Raw genomic sequence first — 20961 nt, 5'->3', positions numbered from 1 at the left:
GCTCCCCTGTCGCCCCCACCCGTCTCCGCCGGCGAATTTCCTTACTCGTGCCGTTCGTCTGCCTGACGGCTTTGATGATCGGCCCCGGCTGCAACACGGTCGCTCCCGTCACCCATCGGACCGCCGCCCAAGTCGGCGAACGCACTCCGCCGCCGCACCAAACCTACATCGCGCCCTTGGACGTCGAGATCGCCGAGCTCACCGCCAGCGGCGCCGCCGAACCCCACGCCGATTGGACTGCCCAAGCCGAGCGCGACCTGCTCGCCGCGCTGCAAAACCACACCGGATTTCGCCCCTATGACGCGGCCGACCTGCAACGACCGGAGGTGCAGGCCGAGCTGCAGGACGTGGGGGTGCTCGTGCACCTCATGAGTCTCAACCAACTCGCCGGCCGTGTGCCCAACGCCATCGGCCCCGTGCCCCCGAGCGCCGCCACTCACGCCTTCGACTACGAGACCGGCCGCCTCAGCGCGCACTCCGATTACCTCGGCGACGGCGCGGTCCTCTTCATCCATCTGCGCGAGAGTTACGCCACCGGCGGCCGCAAGGCGCTCGCCGCGCTCGGTTTGGTCAGCGCCGCCTTCACTGGCGTCTACGTCATGCCCACCATGGGCTCCACCTTGGCCACCGCCGCATTGGTCGATGACGAGGGCCACGTGTTGTGGATCAACCAAGTCACCGTGGCACCCGACCTCCGCACGCCCGAAGGCATCGCCCAATTGGTCAGTGATCTCCTGCGCGGCCTGCCCGCCCCCATACCGGCTCCGGTCGAGTCATGAAGTCGCCCCGGTCGGTCATTCTACCGGTCACGCTCTCGCTTTTGGGGCTGGCAGTGACGGGCTGCGCCACGGGCCCCGTGCCGTCGCTGGGCGAAACGACGCCCTCCGTCGCTCTCGAGGATGAACCGCTGCTCCTCGACAACGCGCGCATCCAAGTCGCCCGCCTCGAAGCCAGCGGTCTGCTCATCGATCTGCCCGCCACCGAAGCCTATTTGCAGGACATCGCCCTCCGCCTCGCGGCCGATCGGCCGGCCCTCGCCGCCGTGCTCAAAATTCACGTTGTGCAGGATCCCACGCTCAACGCCTTTGCCCTGCCCTCGGGTGACATCTACCTGCACACCGGCTTGCTCGCGCGTCTCGATAACGAAGCGCAGGTCGCCACCATCCTCGCCCACGAGATGGCCCACATCCACGAGCGTCACGGTCTGCGTCGCTATCGGCAAACCAAAGCCAGCCTCACCGTCTTCAACGTGCTCGCGGTCAGCGGCGGTTCCTACGGCTCCATCCTGGGTGGCGTCGGTGCTCTGGCCGCCGTCAGCGGTTACTCCCGCGACCTCGAACGCGAGGCCGACGACGCCGGTTTCCGTAGCCTGCACCGAGCCGGCTACGATCTACATGCGACCACCCAGGTGTTTGATGTGCTCCAATTCGAAAGCCAACGTTCGCAGCGCAAGGAACCGTTCTTCTTTGGCAGCCATCCCCGTTTGGTCGAACGCCGCAACTCCTTCGCCGATTTGTTAATCAAACACGGCGTGCCCACCGAGCCCGGCACCCTCGGTGAACTCACCTACCGCCAGCACCTCCCGGCGCTCATCCAGGCCGACCTCGATGGCGCGTTTCGCACCGGCGATTTCGAAGGCGCCGACCAACTCCTCACCCGCCTCGACGACCTGGCGGCCAACGATCCGACCACCGCCTTTCTGCACGGCGAATGGCATCGCCGTAACCCCACCGACGGCGACCCCACCACCGCCATCGAACACTACCGCCGGGCCCTCGTCCTCGACGACAGCCACCCCGAAGCCTGGCGCGGACTCGGCTTGGTGCTCGGCCAAATCGAACGCCCGGCGGAAGCCCGCGCCGCCCTGCAACGTTACCTCGAACTCGCCCCCGTGGCCAACGACCGCGCCCACATTCTTAGCCTCCTGCAAACATGGTCCGACGAATCCTGACTCTCCTCTTGGTTGCCTCCTCGCTACTGCTGTTCAGCGGCTGCGAATTTTGGACGCTGGGCGGTGCCGTTTACACGGCCCCCAAGAACGCCTTCACCGTGCGTGTGCCCGCCGGGTGGAGTTCCACCACCGGCCTGCGCAACGACCTGCTCATGACCCGCGACGGTGCCCTGCTCCAGACCATCACCATCAACGCCGCCGAGCTCAAGAAAGCCCTGCCCTACACCGAACGCGAACTGTCGCCCCAGCTCACCAGCTACGAACTCGCCGAGACCATTGCGGGCGATCTGCGGTCGGACCCAAACCGCATCGGCTTCAGCGTGCTCACCAACGAGCCTGCCACCATCGACGGTCACCGCGGCTTCAAACTCACCGTCACTTACCTCAGCGAATCCAATCTGCGCCTGCAGGAAACCCGCTACGGTTTTGTCGCCGGTGACGAGCTGTGGACGCTCGCGCTGCGCGCCCCGCAACGCCACTACCACAGCCGCGACTTGCCGGTGTTCGAAGCGGTTGTGCAAAGCTTCCACGTCGGCGCGAGCGCCGCCGGAAACTAAGGTGTCCCGACCGACGCGGCTTTGGCCTCCGCCAAAAGCGCTTCGATCTTCTCGCGGTATTTTCCTTCGGCCGGAGCCGTCGGCAAATACTCGTCGGCGAGGCGCTCCACCTCCGCCCAACGCTCCGTCTTGCTGGCGAGGCGCATGAGCTGGAGCGTCGCGATCTCATCCACTTGACGCGTCAGTCGCGCATACGCGTCCCGCATCGTGTCCGACACGTCCTTGGCCGCCAGTCGCCGCGCCTCCTGCTGGGCTTCGGCAAAGGCCGCCCGCTTCAGCATGCGATTCAGCCGGTCGACCGCTCGATCCAACTCGTGTTGTTCCGCCCGCTTTTTGACGTCACTCACGTGCTGCTTCAGCTCGCGAACCTCCGCCTCATCGGCCGGCACGAGCTTCTCCGCTTCCCAATCTTCCAGAGCCGACCACGCCGTCGCATAATCCTGCGCCTGCATGGCCTCATCCACCGCCGCGCGCAACGGCTCCAACCGCATACGGGTCAGACGATTACTCGCGTTGCGTTGCGTGTGCTCACTCGCCTCCGCTTGGTGCACGATCCAGTCAAAATCCACCTGCGCTTCCTCCTCGCGGCCCAGTCGATCCAACAGGCAACCGCGATAATAACGCGCCTGGATGCCCCAGAAGTCCGGCCCGATGCGCCGACTCAACAACTCCAGTTTGCTCTCGTCCGGCTCGCGTTCCAACACCGCCAGACGACCGAGTAATTGATACGCCTCGCCGTAACCCGGATCCAGCTCCAGCGCGCGGCGCACCTCGCGCTCCGCCTCCTCCATCACCACCGGCACCCCGCTGCCCTCGCGATCGGTATTGCCGCTGCTACGCATCACCCGCCACTCCGCCGAGCTGATGTAAGCCCCCGCATTCTGCGACCCCGCCTCGATTGCCGCTTGGTATTTCTCGATCGCACTGGCGTGCTCGCCGCGCCGCCAATACCAGCGCGCCCCCGACTCCAGCGTGTAAGGTTCATTCGGCGCCAAATCCAACGCCCGCAGGTAACGCAGATCCGCCTCGGCATCGCGCCCCGCCGCCGCCGCGATGTCGCTCTGCCAAGCCAGCAGCTCGGCCTCCGCCAGCGGAGTCACCACAAACGAGGCCTCCACCGCCGCCGCATCGAACGGCAAATCCCGCCGCGGCACGCGCCCCCGCAGATGCGCCCGGATCTTGCGTTCCCAGTCCTCCGGCAAATAACCCGACGCCTCCGCCACGGCCTGCATGCCATCGAGAACCGCGATGCGTTGACCCAAGGTCGCAAACCGCGCCGCGCCGTTGTCGTCCTGCAACAACAACCAGTGCATCAACGCCCAGGACTGAGCGTGAAACACGCCCGGCGATTTATCCCCCGTATACTCCGGCGAAGAACGCCCCACATCGAAAAACCGGGACCACGGCAGCAGGTTGTTGTTCGCGATGACCTGCGCGTGGTTCATCGTTTGGCCGATCGTCACCCGGTCGTCCTCCACCTCCACCGTCGAGACCACGGAGCCACTGCCCTGCGCCATCCAAATCGGTAGATACCAACCGTAGCGCCGCATCAACCAAATGGTCTCAAACTCCGCCATGATGCGCCGCGTCTCGCGCCAGTTCGATCCCCGCGCCACCGCCGTCACCGCCCGGCCATCCACCTCGGTGGAAAAACTGAACGGCCGCGTGCGCGAATCCCGCTCCTCCCGCGTGCCGTAAGCCACGAAGTCCTTGTGCCGCGAATGCAGGATGATCAACGAACGCGACGTGCCCACGCCTGGCCGCCCAAACAACTGCCGCGCCGCCTCGTGAAACCCCGCCATCTCGCGCGCGAACTCCCGCACCGTTTTCTCGTTCGCGTCACTCATGATCACGAAGTCCGGCGCCTCCAGTTTGATCCAGTCGCGCGCCGCGCTCGCCGCACTCACGCCCACCATCACCGCGATCAACATCGTTGCGATCCACCGCCCCCCGCGGGAGCGGCCGCCCACTGCAGCCAATACGTCCATCATCATCGTTCTTGATTTGAGGTTCACTTGGCCAGTGTGCCCCCCAACCAAACCGCCCGCCACGCCAGGGCCAAGCCCCATTCTCACGTTTCGCGCAGTCGGTCTACTGAATCGCCGAGAAATCCGCGGCAGTCAGGAAGATCGAATCCACCTTCTGCACCAACCAGCCATCCGCGATGCTGTCCTGCTGCACCCGCTGCCATTCCGGGTCCTGCAGAAACGCCGCCCACATCGCCTTGGCCGCCTCCCGACTCGGGTAAGCCAGCACGTAATACAGCTTCGGCTCTTCCCCCTCCGGCACGTCCGCCTGCACCCAGTAGCCGACATTCTCCATGCCCAGCCGCTCGAAGATCGCGCAGGTGTGCTCGCGGAAACGCGTCTGCAGCGCCGCCAGTTTGCCCGGATGCGGATGATACACCCTCAGCTCAAACACCCGTTCCGGCGCGTCCTCCGCCCGGCTCGACGCCGGAACCAGACCAAAAACCAGACACAGCAACATCAGGGGGTAACGGGGCTTCATGCCTTCACGATCCGCTCCGCCCGACCACTCACAACGCCAAAGCCCGCCACCCGTCCACGACAACGGACGACGTTAAATGTCCTCCACGCCTCCCACGCCTCCCGCGCCTCCCTCGCCGCCCGCTCTCCGCCGCTCACCATTTCACGCTTCCCCCACCTTCGGCCTGTCGCCATTCATTGGCCATGTCATTCCGGCTCCGCCAGCTCGCGATTGTCGCCTCTCTCCTGACCGCCCACTGCGCGATCCTCTCCGCCACCGAACGCGCGCACGTCACCGTGCTCTCCACGACCGACCTCCATGGTCACGTCTACCCGGTCGACTACTACACCGGCGAATCCGCCGAATACGGCCTCGCGAAGATCGCCACCCTCATTCAACGCGCCCGCGCCCTCGACCCCGAGCTCATCCTGCTCGACAGCGGCGACACCATTCAGGGTTCCCCCTTCGCCTACCACAGCGCCGTCGTCGCTCCGCCCCGGCGCAATCCGATGATGGAGGCCATGAACGCGCTCGACTTCGATGCCCTCGCCGTCGGCAACCACGAGTTCAACTTTGGCCTCGAGGTCTTCAACCACGCCCGCCGTTCCGCCCGCTTCCCCTGGATCGCCGGCAACATCTGCCTCGAGGGCACCGAAGACCCCGCCTACGCGCCCTACCTCGTCAAAGAAGTCCGTGGCGTCCGCGTGGGCATCCTCGGCCTCACCACCCCCGGCATCCCTGCCTGGGAAACCCCGGCTCACTACGCCGGCCTGCATTTCACCGACCCCGTCGCCGCCGCCCACCGCTGGGTGAGCGAGCTGCGTCGCCGCGCCCGGGTCGACCTCGTCGTGGTCGCCATGCACATGGGCCTGGAGGAAGACATCCTCACCGGCCAACGCACGCCCGGCCAGGTGCCCAACGAAAACGCCGCCGTCGCCATCGCCCGCGAGGTGCCCGGTATCGACCTCATCCTCATGGGCCACACCCATCGCGAGATCCCGTCCCTCACCATCAACGGCGTGCTGCTCACCCAGGCCGGCCGTTGGGGCGATCACCTCTCCCGCACCACCATCCTACTCGAACGCGACGAACCCGATACCCCCTGGCAGGTCGTCGGCAAAACCGCCACCACCCATCCGATCACCGACGAGGTCCCAGCCGATCCCCACATCCTCGAACTCACCCAAGCCGCCCACGAAGCCACCGAATCTTGGTTGAATGAGCCCATCGGCACCTCCGATCGTCCCCTCACCGCGGAATCCTCCCGCCTCGAGGACACCGCCATCATCGACCTCATCCACCGCGTGCAACTCGATGCCGGTGACGCCGACGTCTCCTTCGCCGCCAGCTTCAACACCGACGCCCGCATCCCCGCCGGCGAAGTCACCATCCGCGACCTCGCCGGCCTCTACGTCTACGAAAATACCTTGGTGGTGCTCGAACTCACCGGCGCCCAAATCAAAGCCGCGCTCGAACACTCCGCGCTCTATTTTTTGCCCGCCCCGGCCGGCACTCACCCCACCGCCGCCCAACTCATTAACCCGCGCATCCCCGGCTACAATTTCGATACCGCCGAAGGCGTTGACTACGTGATCGACCTCTCCCGCGAACCCGGCGACCGCATCACCGATCTCACCTACCGCGGTCGTCGCCTCGCCCCCGACCAAACCCTCCGCGTGGCCATCAACAACTACCGCCACAACGGCGGCGGCGGTTACGCCATGTTTGGCGACGCACCGGTCATCAGTCGTTCCAGCATGGGCGTGCGCGACCTCATCGTGCAGTGGGTCATCGACCACCCCGGCGAGCTCCCCACCGAACCCACCCACAACTGGCGCATCCGCGAACCCTAGGTTCCCCGTCCCGCCACTTTAGGATTTCGAACCTAGGATTTAGGATTTCTTCCCCCCGTGGGCTTTCCCACACCGCCCGGTGCGGACACGAACGTTATTGCAGCAGCAGCTGAATATCGATCCCCAGCATATCCAGTCGCGTATTGGGCATTTCACCGGGCGGGATCGAATCCCGCACCAGTTCCATGACCATGCGAGCCGCCTGCTGCTCCCGCTGGAGTTGCTCCAATGCCGCGACCTGGCGCGGGGATAAAATCTCTCGGGCCTTGCTCAAGACGTCCTCCGTGATGCGCACGGTTTCGGCCATGCCGTTCATCACCGGCACCGCTTGGCGTTCATCCGGATCCACCACCACGGAGACCCCCGGTAGGGCCGGCTGCAAGCCGCTGTCATTGAGGACCAACATGTCCACCAAGGCCTCCGCTTGCGAAGGCGCCAACGGCGAATCGGAATAGCTCAGCCGCTGCGCCAGCTGGCCTACCGCAGTGCGTTGCGGCAGGGTCGCTTCGTATTGCTTGAAGACCGCGTAGCGTTGATCGCCCAAAGTCTGACGAATCAATTGATCGATCTCTCCCCGCGCCCGCCGCGTCGCCGTGCGCATGTCCTGCCCCCCCAGTTGGCCATCCAACTGACCACGCGAAACCATCAGCACGTCCATGGCCGCGTTTTGTTTCTCGATCAGCAGCTCCCGCAGGGATTCGAGTTCGTCGTCTGTCAATTCCAAGCGGCCAAACAATTCTCCGAACCGCACATCCAACATCGAACGCTGGTGGGAGGCCACTGCCTGCAGAAACCGCGGATCGTCCAGCATCTGCACGATGCCCTCAAGCTGCCGGGAACTGACCGGGTTCACCCGATCCGCAATCTGGGCCCGCACCGGAACCGGTAACCGACCGGTCTCTTCAGCGCGCAGTCCACCGAGTAGAACGCCATCTTTCCTCTCGGCCACGGCACTGGGGGACTCGTCATGGGTATGGAAGTCCGATTCCAGATGTTGCAGCGCTTGGTGCTGTTGCCACGCGACAAATCCCAGCGCGAGGACACAACCAACCAAGGCGGTCATGAAAATGTCGCGAGTGGTAAACATGATGAAGCAGGAGACGCAGTTTGGAGAGTAAGTGGCGGAGTTTGTTCCTAACTATTTGAGGTAACGTGCACAGGTCCAGAACGCACAACCGGTTTAAAGAAAATGACAATTATTTGAACCGGTTCACCTCCGCCCTCCCGGCCACCAATTCGGCGTGATTCCGCGCGTTAGCGTTTCTGCTACTTTTTTGCACCGTGATCGCCTCGCTTCCCCTCCCGCGCCCGCCGCCATATGCTGTCGAGGTTAACCCCTCCCCACCATGACCCCCACCCCCAAACTCGAAACCGCGCAGAGCTACCTCAATCTGCACCTCACCCGGACTGGCCGCTGCCTGCCCGTGGAACCCCAGGAACCCTTCATCACTCTCTCCCGCGAAGCCGGCGCCGGCGCCTCCAGCCTCGCCCGGCTCATCGCCAACCAGCTCAACACCACCCTCCAGCCCGGCCAGACCCTCTGGCGCGTCTTCGACGGCAACCTCGTTGAAGCTATGCTGCGCGACCTCAACTACCCCGAGCACCTCGCCCGCTACCTGCCGGAGGATTCCATTTCGGAGATCGACGCCTCCATCGGTGAACTGGTCGGCCTGCACCCCAACCTCTGGGAACTGGTCCAGCACACCAATTGCCTCATCCGCCATCTCGCCGGCCAAGGCCGCTGCATCCTCATCGGCCGCGGCGCCAATTTCGCCACCGCCGCCCTGCCCCATGGCCTCCACCTGCGCCTCATCGGCAACGTCACCGATCGCGCTTCTCACATGGCCGGGCTCTGCCACACCACCGTGACCAAAGCCGCCGACCGCAACGCCCGCTCCGACGCCGCCCGCCGCCGCTACGCGCGCACCCACTTCGATTGCGACATCGACGATCCCCAGGCCTACGATCTGGTCCTTAACACGAGCAGCATGCCTCTGCCCGAAATCGCCAGCGCCGTTGTGCACCTCGTGCACGCCCGCACCCCAGTCGCCGCCGCCTGATCGCCCCCTGCGTTCGCGTTTCCCCAACACCGCCGCCCGGCCTTCCCGCCGCGCGGCGGTTTGCGTTTCCGGCCAACCGCGAATCAACTGTTCACCTTTTCCGCATTTCAGCTTTCCCGATTTCAGACTTTCCTCCGCCTTCCCATGTCCTGCCCCCGGCCTACCTTGCTGCAACGCCTGGCCCGTCTGTCCCCTTTCGGCCTCGGTCACACCAAACCCAAACACTTCCGCGACATGCTGAAGGTCGTCTGGGCCAACCGCGACAACCTGCCCTACGCGTGGAAAATCATCTCCCGCGGCGTCTGTGATGGCTGCGCCCTCGGCGTCGCCGGTCTCCATGACTGGACCATCAAGGGCACCCACCTGTGCATGACGCGCCTCAACCTGCTGCGCCTCAACACCCAGCCGGCCATGGCGCCCGACGCCCTCGCCGACATTTCCAAGCTCTCCACCGACAACCGCGACCTGCGCGCCCTCGGCCGCCTCGCCTACCCGATGCGCCGCCGCCGCGGTGAACCCGGCTTCACCCGCATTTCCTGGGACGACGCCCTCGCCTCCATCGGCCACAAGATCCGCGCCACTACCCCCGACCGCCTCGCCTTCTTCGTCACTTCCCGCGGCGTCACCAACGAGATCTACTACCTCGCCCAAAAGGCCGCCCGCTGGCTCGGCACCAACCACGTCGACAACGCCGCCCGCCTCTGCCACTCGCCGTCCTCCGCCGCCATGAAACAAACCCTCGGCGTCGCTGCCTCCACTTGCGGCTATTCCGATTGGTTCGGCACCGACGTCATCGTTTTCTTCGGCTCCAACCCCGCCAACGACCAACCGGTATCCACCAAATACCTACACCTGGCCCGCAAGCAGGGCACCAAGGTCATCATCGTCAACCCCTACCTCGAGCCCGGCATGCAGCGCTACTGGGTGCCGTCCAACCTCGACAGCGCCCTCTTCGGCTCCGACCTCATCGACGACTGGTATGCCGTCTCCCAAGGCGGCGACATCGCCTTCCTCTACGGCGTCATCAAACACCTCGATGCCGCCGGCCTCACCGACACCACCTTCCTCGCCGAGCACACCACCGGGTGGGATGACCTCGTCGCTCGCGCCCGCGAGCTGTCCTGGGACGTGCTCGAAAAAGCCGCCGGCCTGCCCACCGGTCGCATGATCGCTTTCGCCGAACTCATCGGCCACGCCCGCAACGGTGTCTTCATCTGGTCCATGGGCATCACCCAACACCCGTGGGGCGCCGACGGCGTGCGCATGGTCCTCAACACCGCCCTCGCCCGCGGCTGGCTCGGCCGCGACAAATGCGGCGTCATGCCCATCCGCGGCCACTCCTCCGTGCAGGGCGGCGCCGAGATGGGCGCCTACGCCACCGCCTTCCCCGGCGGCCTCGCCGTCAACGCCGAGAACGCCGCCAATCTCGCCGCCCAATATGGCTTCGACATCCCCAGCGAGCCCGGCCTCGCCGCCACCGAAATGGTCGAGGCCTCCCACCGCGGCGAACTCGATGTTTTCCACCTCGTCGGCGGCAACTTCCTGCGCACCCTGCCCGACCCCGCCTACGTCGCCGAAGCCCTCGAACGCGTTCCCCTGCGCATCCATCAGGACATCATCGTCACCGACCAGATGCTGCTCGAACCGGCCGACGAGGTCATCCTCCTCCCCGCCCAGACCCGCTACGAACAGGAGGACGGTGGCACCGAAACCTCCACCGAGCGCCGCGTCATGTTCACGCCGGAAATCCCCCGCGAAGTCGGCGAAGCCCGCGCCGAGTGGCGCATCCTCCGCGACATCGCCCTCGCCGCCCGCCCCGATCCGGAGGGCCGCTTCGGCTGCGACTCCGGTCAGGCCATCCGCGAGGAAATCGCCCAGGTGGTGCCCTTCTACGACGGTATCCAAAATCTGAATAAATCCGGCGACGCCTTCCAATACGGCGGCCCCCACCTCTGCGCCGACGGCATCTGCCCGACCCCCGACGGCCGAGCCCAACTCGCCACCGTCGCCCTGCCGCCCACCGGCGAACGTCCGGCCGATGTCTTCCACGTCAGCACCCGCCGCGGCAAACAGTTCAACACCCTCATCTACGCCGAGGTCGACCCGCTCAACGGCGCCCCCCGCGACGCCGTCCTGATGAACGCCGACGACGCCTCCGCTCGCCACCTCAAGCACGGCGATCGCGTCACCCTGCACAACCAGCTCGGCCGCTACGACGCCCAGGTCCACCTTGCCCCCATCGCGCCCGGCAACCTCCAGGTCCACTGGCCCGAGGGCAACCACCTCATCGACCGCACCCGCAAAGACGCCGGCGGCGGCGTCCCCGACTACAACGCCCACGTTCAACTCGAGACCCGGTAGTTTTCACCGCAGGAAACGAGGAAAACAAAGATGACGGCGGAGTGGCTTTGCTCCCTTTGCTTCCTTCTGTAAAAAAACTCCGTGCCTCTCCGCCCCTCCCAAACCACCTCGGTCCAGCGCTTCAACGGCAACGCTTCGTCGACCGACGACGACACCCTCGCCGTCGAGGAGCCGCTGGAGATTCGCGTGGAGGGCCGTTCCATCGCGCTCACCATGCGCACGCCCGGGCACGATGAGGAACTCGCCACCGGCTTCCTCTTCACGGAGGGCGTGCTGCGCTCCGCAGCCGACCTGCTCGACCTCGACGTCTGCTCCGCCAACGACGGGGGCCCCGGCAACGTCATTAACGTCCGTCTGCGTGACCCCGCCGCCGTCGATCTCGACAAACTCTCCCGCCACATTTTCACCGCCTCCTCCTGCGGTCTCTGCGGCAAAGCCACCATCGAGTCTGTCCGCCGCAGCAACAACGCACACTCCCCTGTGGGTCGGGCTTCACGCCCGACAACCCCCGCCACCCTGCTCACCCTCCCCGACCGACTCCACGCCGCCCAGTCCACCTTCCGCGCCACCGGCGGACTCCATGCCGCCGCGCTCTTCGATCCCACCACCGGCGACCTGCTCGCCACACGCGAAGACGTCGGCCGCCACAACGCCGTCGACAAAGTGATCGGCCGCGCCCTGCTCGACCGCCGCCCCGACCTCGCCACCCTCGGCCTGCTCGTCTCCGGCCGCATCGCCTTTGAGATCATGCAAAAGGCCGACGCCGCCGCGCTTCCCCTCGTGGTCGGTTTCTCCGCGCCCACCAGCCTGGCCGTCGACTTCGCCCGCGAGTCCGGCCAAACCTTGATCGGCTTCCTCCGCGCCGATCGCTTCAACCTCTACGCCGGCCAGCTCGCCTGATCGTGCCCGTTCCACCCGCCGCGTCATGCCACCGCTCATCGAACTTTTTGTCGCCACCCTCGCGGCCCTGTTTCCCATCACCAACCCCTTCGGCAACGCCGCCATCTTCCAGTCGCTCACCAAGGAGAACACGCGCGCCGAGCGCCACGCCTTCGCCCGTCGCGGCGCGATCTACATGATCGCCATCCTCGTGACCTTCTTCCTCGCCGGTAACGCCATCATTTCCTTCTTCGGCATCAGCATCGCCGGCATTCGCATCGCCGGCGGACTCGTCATCACCCGCTACGGCTTCAACCAACTCAACCCGCAGCCCGAGCACACCCACTCCGCCGCCGAGCACGACGAAGCCTCCAACAAAGCCGACATCGCCTTCTCGCCTCTCGCCATGCCACTGCTCGCCGGCCCCGGCGCCATCGCCGCCGCCATGACCCTCAGCTCGCGCGTGCAAGGTCAGGGTCTCTTCCACCACGGGGTCGTCATCGGCGGCATCGTCGCCGTCGGCACCGCCTGCTGGCTCCTCCTCCGCGAATCCGACGCCCTCATGGCCAAGCTCGGTGTCATCGGCGCCAACGCCCTCACCAAAATCATGGGTTTCCTCCTGCTCTGCATCGGTGTGCAACTCGTCATCGACGGCTGGCTGGACCTCTCCTCGTGACCCCGCCGCCGTCGACCGCGCCCTTCGCCTACGCCGCCGCTGTGCTCTGCGGGGGTCACTCCGTCCGCATGGGCGCCGACAAGGCCCACCTGCCACACCCCTCCAGCAACCTGCCCCTGGTCCTGCACCAACTCTCCACCCTGGCCGCGCTCTCTCCCCCGCCCGTCGCCCTCACCGCCGCCGCCCGCACCGACCAGTCCCTGCCCCCCCTGCCCGCCGCCGTGACTCGCCACGACGACGACGGCACCGCCGGCCCGCTCGGCGCGCTCGCGCCGCTGCTCACCGACCAGCCCCCCGCCGTCAGCCACGTGCTCGTCCTGCCCGTCGATACCCCCTACCTCGACGCGCCCACCTTGCAGGCGCTGGTGGCCATCGCCCCCTCCCCGGACACCAGCGTTGTCGCCCGCTCCCCCGCCGGCCTGCAGCCCCTCGTCGCCCTCTACGCCCGCGCTCACGCCCCCGCCTTTGCCGACGCCCTCGCCGCCGGCCGCCTCGGCCTGCAACGCCTCCTCAGCTCCGCACCGCTGGCGAACACCGTGACCACCGTCCCCTTCGCCGACACCACGCCCTTTACCAACTGGAACCGCCCCACCGACCGCACCTAGCAGCGCCGGTATTTAGCCGCATAAGCACCTAAAGCTCCTCAGCTCGGATCCGTATAACTACGGGTGCGCGAAGAGCTGGCCTCCCAAACCATCAAGACCATCGATACGGCCCTGAAATCGGGTCAGGTGGCCTCCATGCCGGAGCTCGTGCGCATCATCCGTGCGCTCAGCAAAGACGAGGGCAGCGTGTCCATCCACGAGCTGGCCGATCTCATCAACCAGGATTCCACCATCCTCACCCGGGTCATCGCCGCCGCCAATACCTTCGGCTACAACCCCACCAATATCGAGATCAGCACCGTAACCGACGCCATCCACACCGTCGGTTTCAACCGCGTGCGCATGCTCGCCATGTCGCTCATGTTGCTCGACCACGCCGGTCGCACCAACTCCAGCTACGAACAGCGCCAGATGGCGTCCATCTCGCTCACCAGCGGCATCGTTGCCCAGGTCATGGCCGAACACGCCGGGGTCATGAATCCCGAGACCGCCTTTGTCTGCGCCTCCCTGCGCAACTTCGGCCGCCTGCTCCTCGGCACCTTCATGGTCCATGAATTCCGCGAAGCGCTCGCCGCTGCCGAGGCCGGCGAAGGCGATGCCGCCTTCCAACGCGTGTTTGGTCTCACCCCCTACGCCCTCGGTTACGAGCTGCTCAAATCCGCCCACCTCCCCAAACCCATCCTCAACGCGGTGCGCCAATTCGAGCCTCCGCCGGGTCCCGACTTCCCGTGGTCGGAGCGCATCCTCCACCAGCTCGCCACCTTTTCCCTCACTTTCAGCGAAATGGCCCTCGATGGCGATCTGCCTGATTCCGTCTTCAGCCAACGCCAGCAGGACCTCATCAAAAAGGCCGGCCGCGACTTCCCCTTTCTCCTCGAACGCGCCCCCAACATCCTCAAGGAAGCCGAGCAAAAACTCGGCCTGCTCTCCGCCGCCGCCGGCAGCGCCGCCATCGGTTCCGTCGGCCGCGAACGCCTGCGCCATCGCTCCCGCGCCACCCCCATCAGCGGCAAACCCGAGCTCCCCGATCCGGTTCCCCCCAGCTACCTGCCACCCGGCGACGCTCACGCCGCCCCCGGGATCAATTCGCCCCGCGGCCCCGGCGGCGCCCCCCTCGACTCGCGCGACGGCCCGCCGGCCATTCGCCGCCGCACCGCCATCGAACAGGCCCTCGAAGCCCTGGAAAACGCGCCTCACCCCACCGCCAACCCCTTGCCCAACGCGCTCAACGCCGTCTGGAAAACCCTCCGCCCCCAAGACCTGTTCTTCTGCGGACTCGATTCCTCCGGCCGCGCCTTCCGCATCCTGGTCGGCCAGGGCCCCCTCGCCGATCGGCTCGGCGAACGCACCCTCTTCCGTCGCTCCGAACGCAACGCCTTCTTCCTCTGCCACGAGCGTCTCATCAACCTCTCCGTGCAGGACATCGAGGACGACCGCGTCTTCCGCCACTTGCCCGATTGGCTCAAGGGGGCCGACGCCCCCCGCTCCTTTCTCGCCCTCCCGGTCCACCACCAGCGATTGCTCCAAGGCATCCTCTTTGTCGGCTGGTCCACCACCCGCGACAGCCCGTTCGGCAACGACGAGCTGGCCCCCATCCAAGCCCTCTTCGAGGTCGTGGCCCAACACACCAACCAACGCCAATCCAACCGTTTCCGCGCCGTCGCTTAGTGCGACCCGCCCCATCGACGATCCTTGCCGCGCGCGCCGCACCGGCTCACAGTGCGCGCCATGCTCACGACCCTCGTCATGACCGTCATCGGTGCCGACCGCACCGGCCTCGTCGATTCGCTCGCCCGCACCATCGCCGGTCAGGGCGGCAACTGGCTCGAAAGCCGCATGTGCCACCTCGGCGGCCAGTTCGCCGGCCTCATGCGCGTGGAAATCGAAGCCGATAAAGCCGATGCCCTGCGCACCGCCGTCGCCGCCCTCAGCGAGGCCGGCCTGCAGATCCTCATCCAAGCCGACGACGCCGTGACCGCCGCCCCCACCGGCTCCCTCGCCATGGTCGACCTCGTCGGTCAGGACCGCCCCGGTCTGCTCCGCGAGATCACCGGCGTCTTCGCCAAACACGGGCTCAACGTCGAGGAACTCGAGAGCGAGCGCACCGCCGCCCCGCTCGGTGGCGGCACCCTGTTCAAAGCCAACGCCACCGTCTTTGTGCCCGAGTCCGTCTCGCTCGACACCCTCGGCGACGATCTCGAAAAGATCGCCAACGACCTGCTGGTCGACATCCAGCTCGCCCCCGAAACGGCCGCCGAATAACCCCGCCGCCGCACCATGCGCCTCGCCGACCGTATCCGCTCCGCCACGACAACCGCGGTTGCGGTCGCCCGCCGTTTCCCCGCCAGCGTTTTCCTCAGCGTCGCCGCCACCCTCTGCGCGTGGCTCGCGCTGGAGGACGCCTTTCGCTTCGACGCGGATTACCTCTGGCGCGCCATGTTCGGCTGCCTGCTCGGCCTGCCTTTCACCGTCGCCGTCACCCTCGCGGTCGAGGATCACCCCAACCGCTGGTTTCGTTTCCTACCCGGCCTCGGCCTGCTGATCTCCGCCGCCTGCACCGTGCGGCTGGTCACCCTGCCCGATCCGATCCCGGCCACCGAAGCTTTCCGCCTCACCACGCTCTCGCTCGCCAGCCACTTCAGCGTCGCCGTCCTGCCCTTCCTGCGCCGCCCCGGTGACGACGCCTACTGGGCGTTCCAAGTGCGCCTCTTCCTGCGCTTCCTCCTCGGCGCCCTCTACGCCGGCGTGCTCTTCGGCGGACTCGCCCTCGCCCTGCTCAGCGTCGATCGCCTGCTCGAGCTCGACATCGATGACGAGCGCTACGGCCAGCTCTGGTTCTTCATGGCGGGCCTCGTCCATCCGCTCTTCACCCTTGGCGGTCTGCCCCGCGTGGCCGCCGCCCAACCGTTCAGCGCCTCCACCGGTCTGCGCCGCTTCGTCCAGTTTGCGCTCGTCCCGCTCACCGCGCTCTACCTCGTCATCCTCTACCTCTACGCCGGCAAGATCGCCGTCGTCGGAGAGCTTCCCAACGGCTGGGTCGGCCTGCCAGTGCTCATCCTGACCGTCGTCGGTATCCTGAGCGCCCTGCTTCTCCACCCTTGGGCGGCCGACGCCACCACCAAATGGGTGCGCCATTTCACCCGCGGTTTCTTCGCCCTCACGCTGCCCCTCACCGGGCTGCTCGCGCTCTCCATCGCCGTGCGCATCGCCGACTACGGCGTCACCGAATCCCGCTACTACGTCGTCTTGCTCACCGGCTGGCTTGTCGTGGTTTGCCTGATACGCACCAAACAACCCCATCGCGACCTGCGCCTCATCCCGGCCTCGCTGCTCGTCCTCTGCCTCATCGCCTCCTTTGGCCCCTGGGGCGCCACCGCCTGGAGCCTCCGCTCCCAAACCGCCCGCGCCGAAACCCTGGTCGCCGCCCTCAACCTCCGCGACGCCGACGGCAACCTGCACGCCTTTACAGCAATCGGAGCCTCCGAAGAAACCCTCGCTCAAGCCGATTCTCTGTCGGACACCCTGCGCTATCTCAACAGCCGCCACGGCTTCGCTGAAGTGCCTGCATCGCTTCGTGCCGATCACGGCAACATCCACGATCTCATATCCGATCTCGCCCTACGCCCCTTCAACGCCCGCACCGCGAGTCAGGTTTACCTCGCGACCCAGTCATCCAACCGCCTGCGCGTGCCCTTTCCCGCCGAAGTGGTTGAAGTCAGGGCCTGGGAGCAAAAGGGCCACCTCATGCTCCGCCACTTGGGCTGGGTGCTCACCAACACCGGCGAGCTGCTGCAACTGCGCTCCCCCGACGGTGCCACGGCCGTGCTCACCGCGACCCAAATCCGCGATGCCGCCAACCTGAGCCAGAGTCCGTATAAACCGGAGGACCTTACCTTCGATTTCACCTTCGCCGACGGTCGTCGCGCCCGCATCGCATTCTTCAACGTGACCCTCGAAGAAGCCCCCGCGATCGCCCCCCGCATCATCGTGGCCAACTTCCTCATCGCCCTACCCCTTTAGGTGGGAGAGCCCTCGCTGTAGCTGCGTTGGAGCGCAGCGACAACGTGGCCGGGGGGATGGTCGCCCTCCAGGCCACGCTTTCACCTCCGGCTCAAGCGCAGCTACTCGTTGCGCGCTCCCCCCCGCCTCACGGCGCCAACACATACACTTCGACCAAACCCACGCCGGTCTCGCCGTTGGCACCTTTGACCACCGCGGAATACACCCCGGCCGGCAGCGTGATGATCATCGCCGCGTCACGGCCGTTCGCCGGCAAGGCAAACGCCCCCACCGTCGCCGCCTCCGCCGCGATCAACGCCGCGTCGCTCGCCACCGCCCAATCATCGACCTGCGCCACCACCCCCGCCGCGCCGTGGATCTCCACCAACGGATCGGTGATCGCCCCCGCCACCTGAAAGCCCGTCAACGCCGGCCCCACGCCGCGCACCAGCAGGGTCATCGTCTCATCGATCACAAATCCCGCGATCAACACGTCCGCGCCCATGCCCACCTGACTCCGCGCCGAGACATTCACCAGCCGCGTGTCCGCGTCACCACCGGCGTCATACGCTTCCACCAAGGCCAGTCCGGTTTCGCCATCCACGCCCGTCACGTGCACCGAGTTGCTGCCCGCGCCAAACGACGCGACCACCGCCGCATCACCCGCCCCCGCCACCAGCGGAAACGCGCCCAGCTCCGCCGCCGTGTCCGCCACCGCCGTCTCATTCGCGCTCTCCGTATCCCAATCGTCATTCACCGCCACCTGCGCCCCACTCGGGTCATACACCTTGAGCTGCGTGTCGCTCAGCGCCGTGGTCAGCCCATACGACTGCGCCAAGGTCGGCCCGACCCCACGCAGCAAAATCGAACGCTGCCCCTCTCCCGCCACCACAAATCCCGCCACCAAAGTCTGCGCGCCCGACCCGGCATTCGTGCGCACCGACAGGTTTTGCAACCGCCCCGTCGCCTCTGTGGTCGACCCGCGTGGCTGCCAGCCCCCGCGCTGCGCCGTGCGCTGAAACTGTGGCCAATCCCCACTCAAGGCCGGCCCCACCGTGCCGTGAATTGCATACAGCTTTTTGTCGTAGCTCCCCACGTAGATCCGGCCATCCGCCGTCACCACCGGCGAGCTGTCCAACCAGTCTCCCGCCTCCACCGTCCACAACGGCGTGCCGTCCGCCGACCACGCGTGCACCTGATAATCACTCGCGCCCACCACGACCGAGCCATCCGCCCGCACCGCCGCCGTCGCGTAAATCTCCGCCCCCACGTCGCGCGTCCATTTCACCGAGCCATCCGGCCGGATCGCCCGCATCACGCCGTCGCTGGAACCGATAAAAATCGTGCCGTCCGCGCCGATCACCGGCGACGCCTCCACGCTGTCACCCGTCTCCAGCGACCACTTGGCCGAGCCGTCAAGATTGAGCGCGTAAACATAACGGTCCCGCGATCCGAAGATCACCGTGCCGTCCGCCGCAACCGCCGCCGCCCCCACCACGTCGCCACCCGTCACCGCCTGCCACAACAGACTGCCATCCGGATTCACCGCGTAGAACGAATCATCCCACGAGCCAAAATACACCACGCCGTCCGCCGCCACTGTCGGCGCGGCCTGAATCCAATCCGTCGCCGGAAACACCCACTGCACCGCACCCGTTTCACTGATCGCGTGCAACAGGCCGTCACCACCCGGCACATACAAAGTCCCATCCGGTCCCTGCGCCGCCGTCGCGCCGATGAACGCTTCCGTGTCGTAACTCCACTTCACCGCCCCCGTCGCCCGATCCAGCGCATAAAACTCCCCGTCCCAGCACCCGACATACAAGGTCTCGCCGTCGCGCCCCACCAACGGCGATGCGTCCACCCAGTCCGGCAAATTGGTCTGCCACTTCACCGACCCATCCGGTCGCAGCGCCAGCACTCGCCCGCCCGTGACCAGCGCCGACGAGCTCCCAATCTCCAAACCGAAATACACCGTGCCTTCGCCGTCCACCGCCGGTGCCGACAGGATCGCGCCACCCGCCGCCGACGACAGCGTCGTGTAACTCCACAACAACGTGCCGTCCGTCTGCGCCTGCAGCCCCAGACCGCCCCAAATCAGGCTCAGCACCATCGCTCCGACCTTGCGCACCTTCATCGTTCGCTCCTTTCCACTTTGGCCCGTGCCGACACCGGCACCGTCAGCCGAAAACACGTGCCCCGTGCATCGCTGCGCACCACCGTCAGCGCGCCGCCCGCATGCCGCGCCAACTGCCCGCTCAAGGCAAGCCCCAGCCCGGCCCCGCCGGTCTTGCTGCTGCGCACCGGCGCAAACTGCGCCTCCCGCACCGCTGTCGGCAGTCCGCCTCCCGTATCCTCCACGTCGATACAAAGCGCCTCTCCCGCATCCATCGTCCCGCGCAACGTGATCGTGCCCCCGCGCGGCGTCGCCGCGATGGCGTTGTCCAAAAGATTGCCCAGCACCAGTCCGACCAAACCCGCCGTGCGACCGTCCACTTCCGGGCCCGGCGCCGCTTCGGCCGACACCGTCACCATCTGCAGGGTCAGCCCGGCGTCGCGCACCGCGGCCTCCACCCGCTGCCCCGCCGCCGCATACACGTCGTCCGCCGTGAGGGTGTAGTCCGCGCCATCACGTTCATCCTGCAGCACCGCCAACACTTCGTTGATCATGCCGCGCACGCGCCGCGTCGTCGCCGCCGCTTCCCGCCAGGCTTCGCCATCGCCGCCATTCTCGCCGGGCTCCTCCGCCATAAACCCTTCCAGTCCCGCCAGCGGATTCTTCAGCCCGTGAATCAGGTGAGAACTGATCGCCCCGATCGCCGCCGTCTTGGTGTGCAGCAACAGCTCGCGATTCGTCCGCGCCAGATCGTCCGCCTGCCGCCGCAGCCGCGCAAACGCCCAACCCAATCCGCTCACCAGAACGACCGCGCCCAGTCCGCCGGCCCAACCGGCCACCATCAGGATTTGCCGATTCACCGCCGCCAGCTCCGCCTGCGCCGGTCGACCATCCTGCCAATACCGCGCCCAGCCACCTGCCCCGGTTTCGCCTTCAAGATTCAGCGGCACGATCACTTCGAGCCACGGTCCCGGCGTCAGCGCCAGCGCCTCGCCCGCCGCGCCCGCCGGCGGCGATCCGACATGAAAACGCGCCGTCGCGCGGCTCACCTGATCCGCCGTCGCCAAGGCGTCCACATACGCTTCCAGCGGTAGCTCCCGCGCCGCCCGCCCGCTCGCATCGTAAAGCTGAATCGCGGCCACGCCTTCCAAACGCGATGACTCCAGCAACGCTTCAAACACATCGTCGACCGTCGCTTCCACGCCGAGCCGCTCGATGCGCGCCACGCCCAGATCGCGTTGCAGCCGCGCCACCGCCGCCACCGCCGTCGCCTCGCGCTCCAGCACCTGCGCCTGCAGTTCCCGCCGCACCGGCCAGGCCACCACGGCGACCAGCGCCAGCAACAGCAGCGCGGCGGCCAGCAGGGCCGTCCATTGGACTTGGCGGGAACTCAGGCTTCGGGGCATCGGTGATGAGG

General features: G+C 66.7%; 17 protein-coding genes. 12 read left to right on the top strand and 5 right to left on the bottom strand.

The features are described 5' to 3' along the window. Nucleotides 1-47: 47 nt before the first annotated feature. Genes K1X11_RS19785 through K1X11_RS19775 form a run of 3 tightly spaced genes read left to right on the top strand, consistent with a single transcriptional unit; the run spans nt 48 to nt 2508 of the window. Complete coding sequence (locus K1X11_RS19785; protein WP_324726030.1) at nt 48-779, top strand: hypothetical protein; 732 nt, start codon at nt 48-50, stop codon at nt 777-779. Further along, nucleotides 776-1951 carry a M48 family metalloprotease gene (locus K1X11_RS19780; RefSeq protein WP_221029525.1) on the top strand — a complete coding sequence of 392 codons (1176 nt, stop codon included), beginning with the start codon at nt 776-778 and terminating at the stop codon, nt 1949-1951. The genes K1X11_RS19785 and K1X11_RS19780 overlap by 4 nt, the downstream gene beginning before the upstream one ends. Next, a complete protein-coding gene (locus K1X11_RS19775; RefSeq protein WP_221029526.1) occupies nt 1933-2508 on the top strand; it encodes a hypothetical protein in 576 nt (191 codons plus the stop codon). Before K1X11_RS19780 ends, K1X11_RS19775 begins: the two co-directional genes overlap by 19 nt. Here K1X11_RS19775 and K1X11_RS19770 read toward each other — a convergent pair. After that, nucleotides 2505-4502 carry a tetratricopeptide repeat protein gene (locus K1X11_RS19770; RefSeq protein ID WP_221029527.1) on the bottom strand — a complete coding sequence of 666 codons (1998 nt, stop codon included), beginning with the start codon at nt 4500-4502 and terminating at the stop codon, nt 2505-2507. The genes K1X11_RS19775 and K1X11_RS19770 overlap by 4 nt on opposite strands. A 97-nt stretch (nt 4503-4599) precedes the next feature. Next, on the bottom strand, nt 4600-5016 hold the full coding sequence (locus tag K1X11_RS19765; protein WP_221029528.1) for an NIPSNAP family protein: 417 nt from the start codon (nt 5014-5016) through the stop codon (nt 4600-4602). Nucleotides 5017-5198: 182 nt separating this feature from the next. Between K1X11_RS19765 and K1X11_RS19760 the strand changes: the two genes are divergently transcribed. Beyond that, nucleotides 5199-6848: a bifunctional metallophosphatase/5'-nucleotidase gene (locus tag K1X11_RS19760; RefSeq protein WP_221029529.1), complete on the top strand. Its 1650-nt coding sequence runs from the start codon at nt 5199-5201 to the stop codon at nt 6846-6848. A gap of 94 nt (nt 6849-6942) precedes the next feature. Here the strand turns inward: K1X11_RS19760 and K1X11_RS19755 are convergent, their stop codons facing one another. Further along, nucleotides 6943-7935 (bottom strand): hypothetical protein, encoded by a 993-nt coding sequence (locus K1X11_RS19755; RefSeq protein ID WP_221029530.1) that lies wholly within the window; start codon nt 7933-7935, stop codon nt 6943-6945. A 259-nt stretch (nt 7936-8194) separates the two neighbouring features. On the opposite strand from K1X11_RS19755, the gene K1X11_RS19750 reads away from it, so the two are divergent. The 8 genes from K1X11_RS19750 to K1X11_RS19715 all read left to right on the top strand — a co-directional run bounded on the left by K1X11_RS19750 (nt 8195) and on the right by K1X11_RS19715 (nt 17449). Then, the gene (locus tag K1X11_RS19750) at nt 8195-8908 is read left to right on the top strand and encodes a cytidylate kinase-like family protein (protein ID WP_221029531.1); all 714 of its coding nucleotides are present in this window, start codon (nt 8195-8197) and stop codon (nt 8906-8908) included. 144 nt (nt 8909-9052) lie between these two features. After that, nucleotides 9053-11269, top strand: coding sequence for an FdhF/YdeP family oxidoreductase (locus K1X11_RS19745; RefSeq protein ID WP_221029532.1), 2217 nt, complete (start codon nt 9053-9055; stop codon nt 11267-11269). 81 nt (nt 11270-11350) lie between these two features. After that, nucleotides 11351-12169, top strand: a complete 819-nt coding sequence (gene fdhD / locus K1X11_RS19740) for a formate dehydrogenase accessory sulfurtransferase FdhD (RefSeq protein ID WP_221029533.1) — start codon at nt 11351-11353, stop codon at nt 12167-12169. Nucleotides 12170-12194: 25 nt separating this feature from the next. Further along, nucleotides 12195-12824, top strand: a complete 630-nt coding sequence (locus K1X11_RS19735) for a MarC family NAAT transporter (RefSeq protein WP_221029534.1) — start codon at nt 12195-12197, stop codon at nt 12822-12824. Next, nucleotides 12821-13429, top strand: a complete 609-nt coding sequence (locus K1X11_RS19730; protein ID WP_221029535.1) for an NTP transferase domain-containing protein — start codon at nt 12821-12823, stop codon at nt 13427-13429. The genes K1X11_RS19735 and K1X11_RS19730 overlap by 4 nt, the downstream gene beginning before the upstream one ends. A 63-nt stretch (nt 13430-13492) precedes the next feature. Then, entirely contained in the window at nt 13493-15097 is a 1605-nt protein-coding gene (locus K1X11_RS19725; protein WP_221029536.1) for an HDOD domain-containing protein, read from the top strand. 60 nt (nt 15098-15157) lie between these two features. Next, complete coding sequence (locus tag K1X11_RS19720) at nt 15158-15691, top strand: glycine cleavage system transcriptional repressor (protein ID WP_221029537.1); 534 nt, start codon at nt 15158-15160, stop codon at nt 15689-15691. Nucleotides 15692-15706: 15 nt separating this feature from the next. Further along, the gene (locus K1X11_RS19715) at nt 15707-17449 is read left to right on the top strand and encodes a DUF4153 domain-containing protein (protein ID WP_221029538.1); all 1743 of its coding nucleotides are present in this window, start codon (nt 15707-15709) and stop codon (nt 17447-17449) included. A gap of 127 nt (nt 17450-17576) precedes the next feature. Here K1X11_RS19715 and K1X11_RS19710 read toward each other — a convergent pair whose 3' ends face one another. After that, the gene (locus K1X11_RS19710; RefSeq protein ID WP_221029539.1) at nt 17577-19565 is read right to left on the bottom strand and encodes an outer membrane protein assembly factor BamB family protein; all 1989 of its coding nucleotides are present in this window, start codon (nt 19563-19565) and stop codon (nt 17577-17579) included. Beyond that, the gene (locus K1X11_RS19705; RefSeq protein WP_221029540.1) at nt 19562-20950 is read right to left on the bottom strand and encodes a sensor histidine kinase; all 1389 of its coding nucleotides are present in this window, start codon (nt 20948-20950) and stop codon (nt 19562-19564) included. The genes K1X11_RS19710 and K1X11_RS19705 overlap by 4 nt, the downstream gene beginning before the upstream one ends. Nucleotides 20951-20961: the final 11 nt, after the last annotated feature.

The sequence above is a fragment of the Actomonas aquatica genome, assembly GCF_019679435.2.
Taxonomy (GTDB): domain Bacteria; phylum Verrucomicrobiota; class Verrucomicrobiia; order Opitutales; family Opitutaceae; genus Actomonas; species Actomonas aquatica.
The sequence above is the reverse complement of the archived record's forward strand: the minus strand, read 5'-3'. Positions and strand labels throughout refer to the sequence as shown.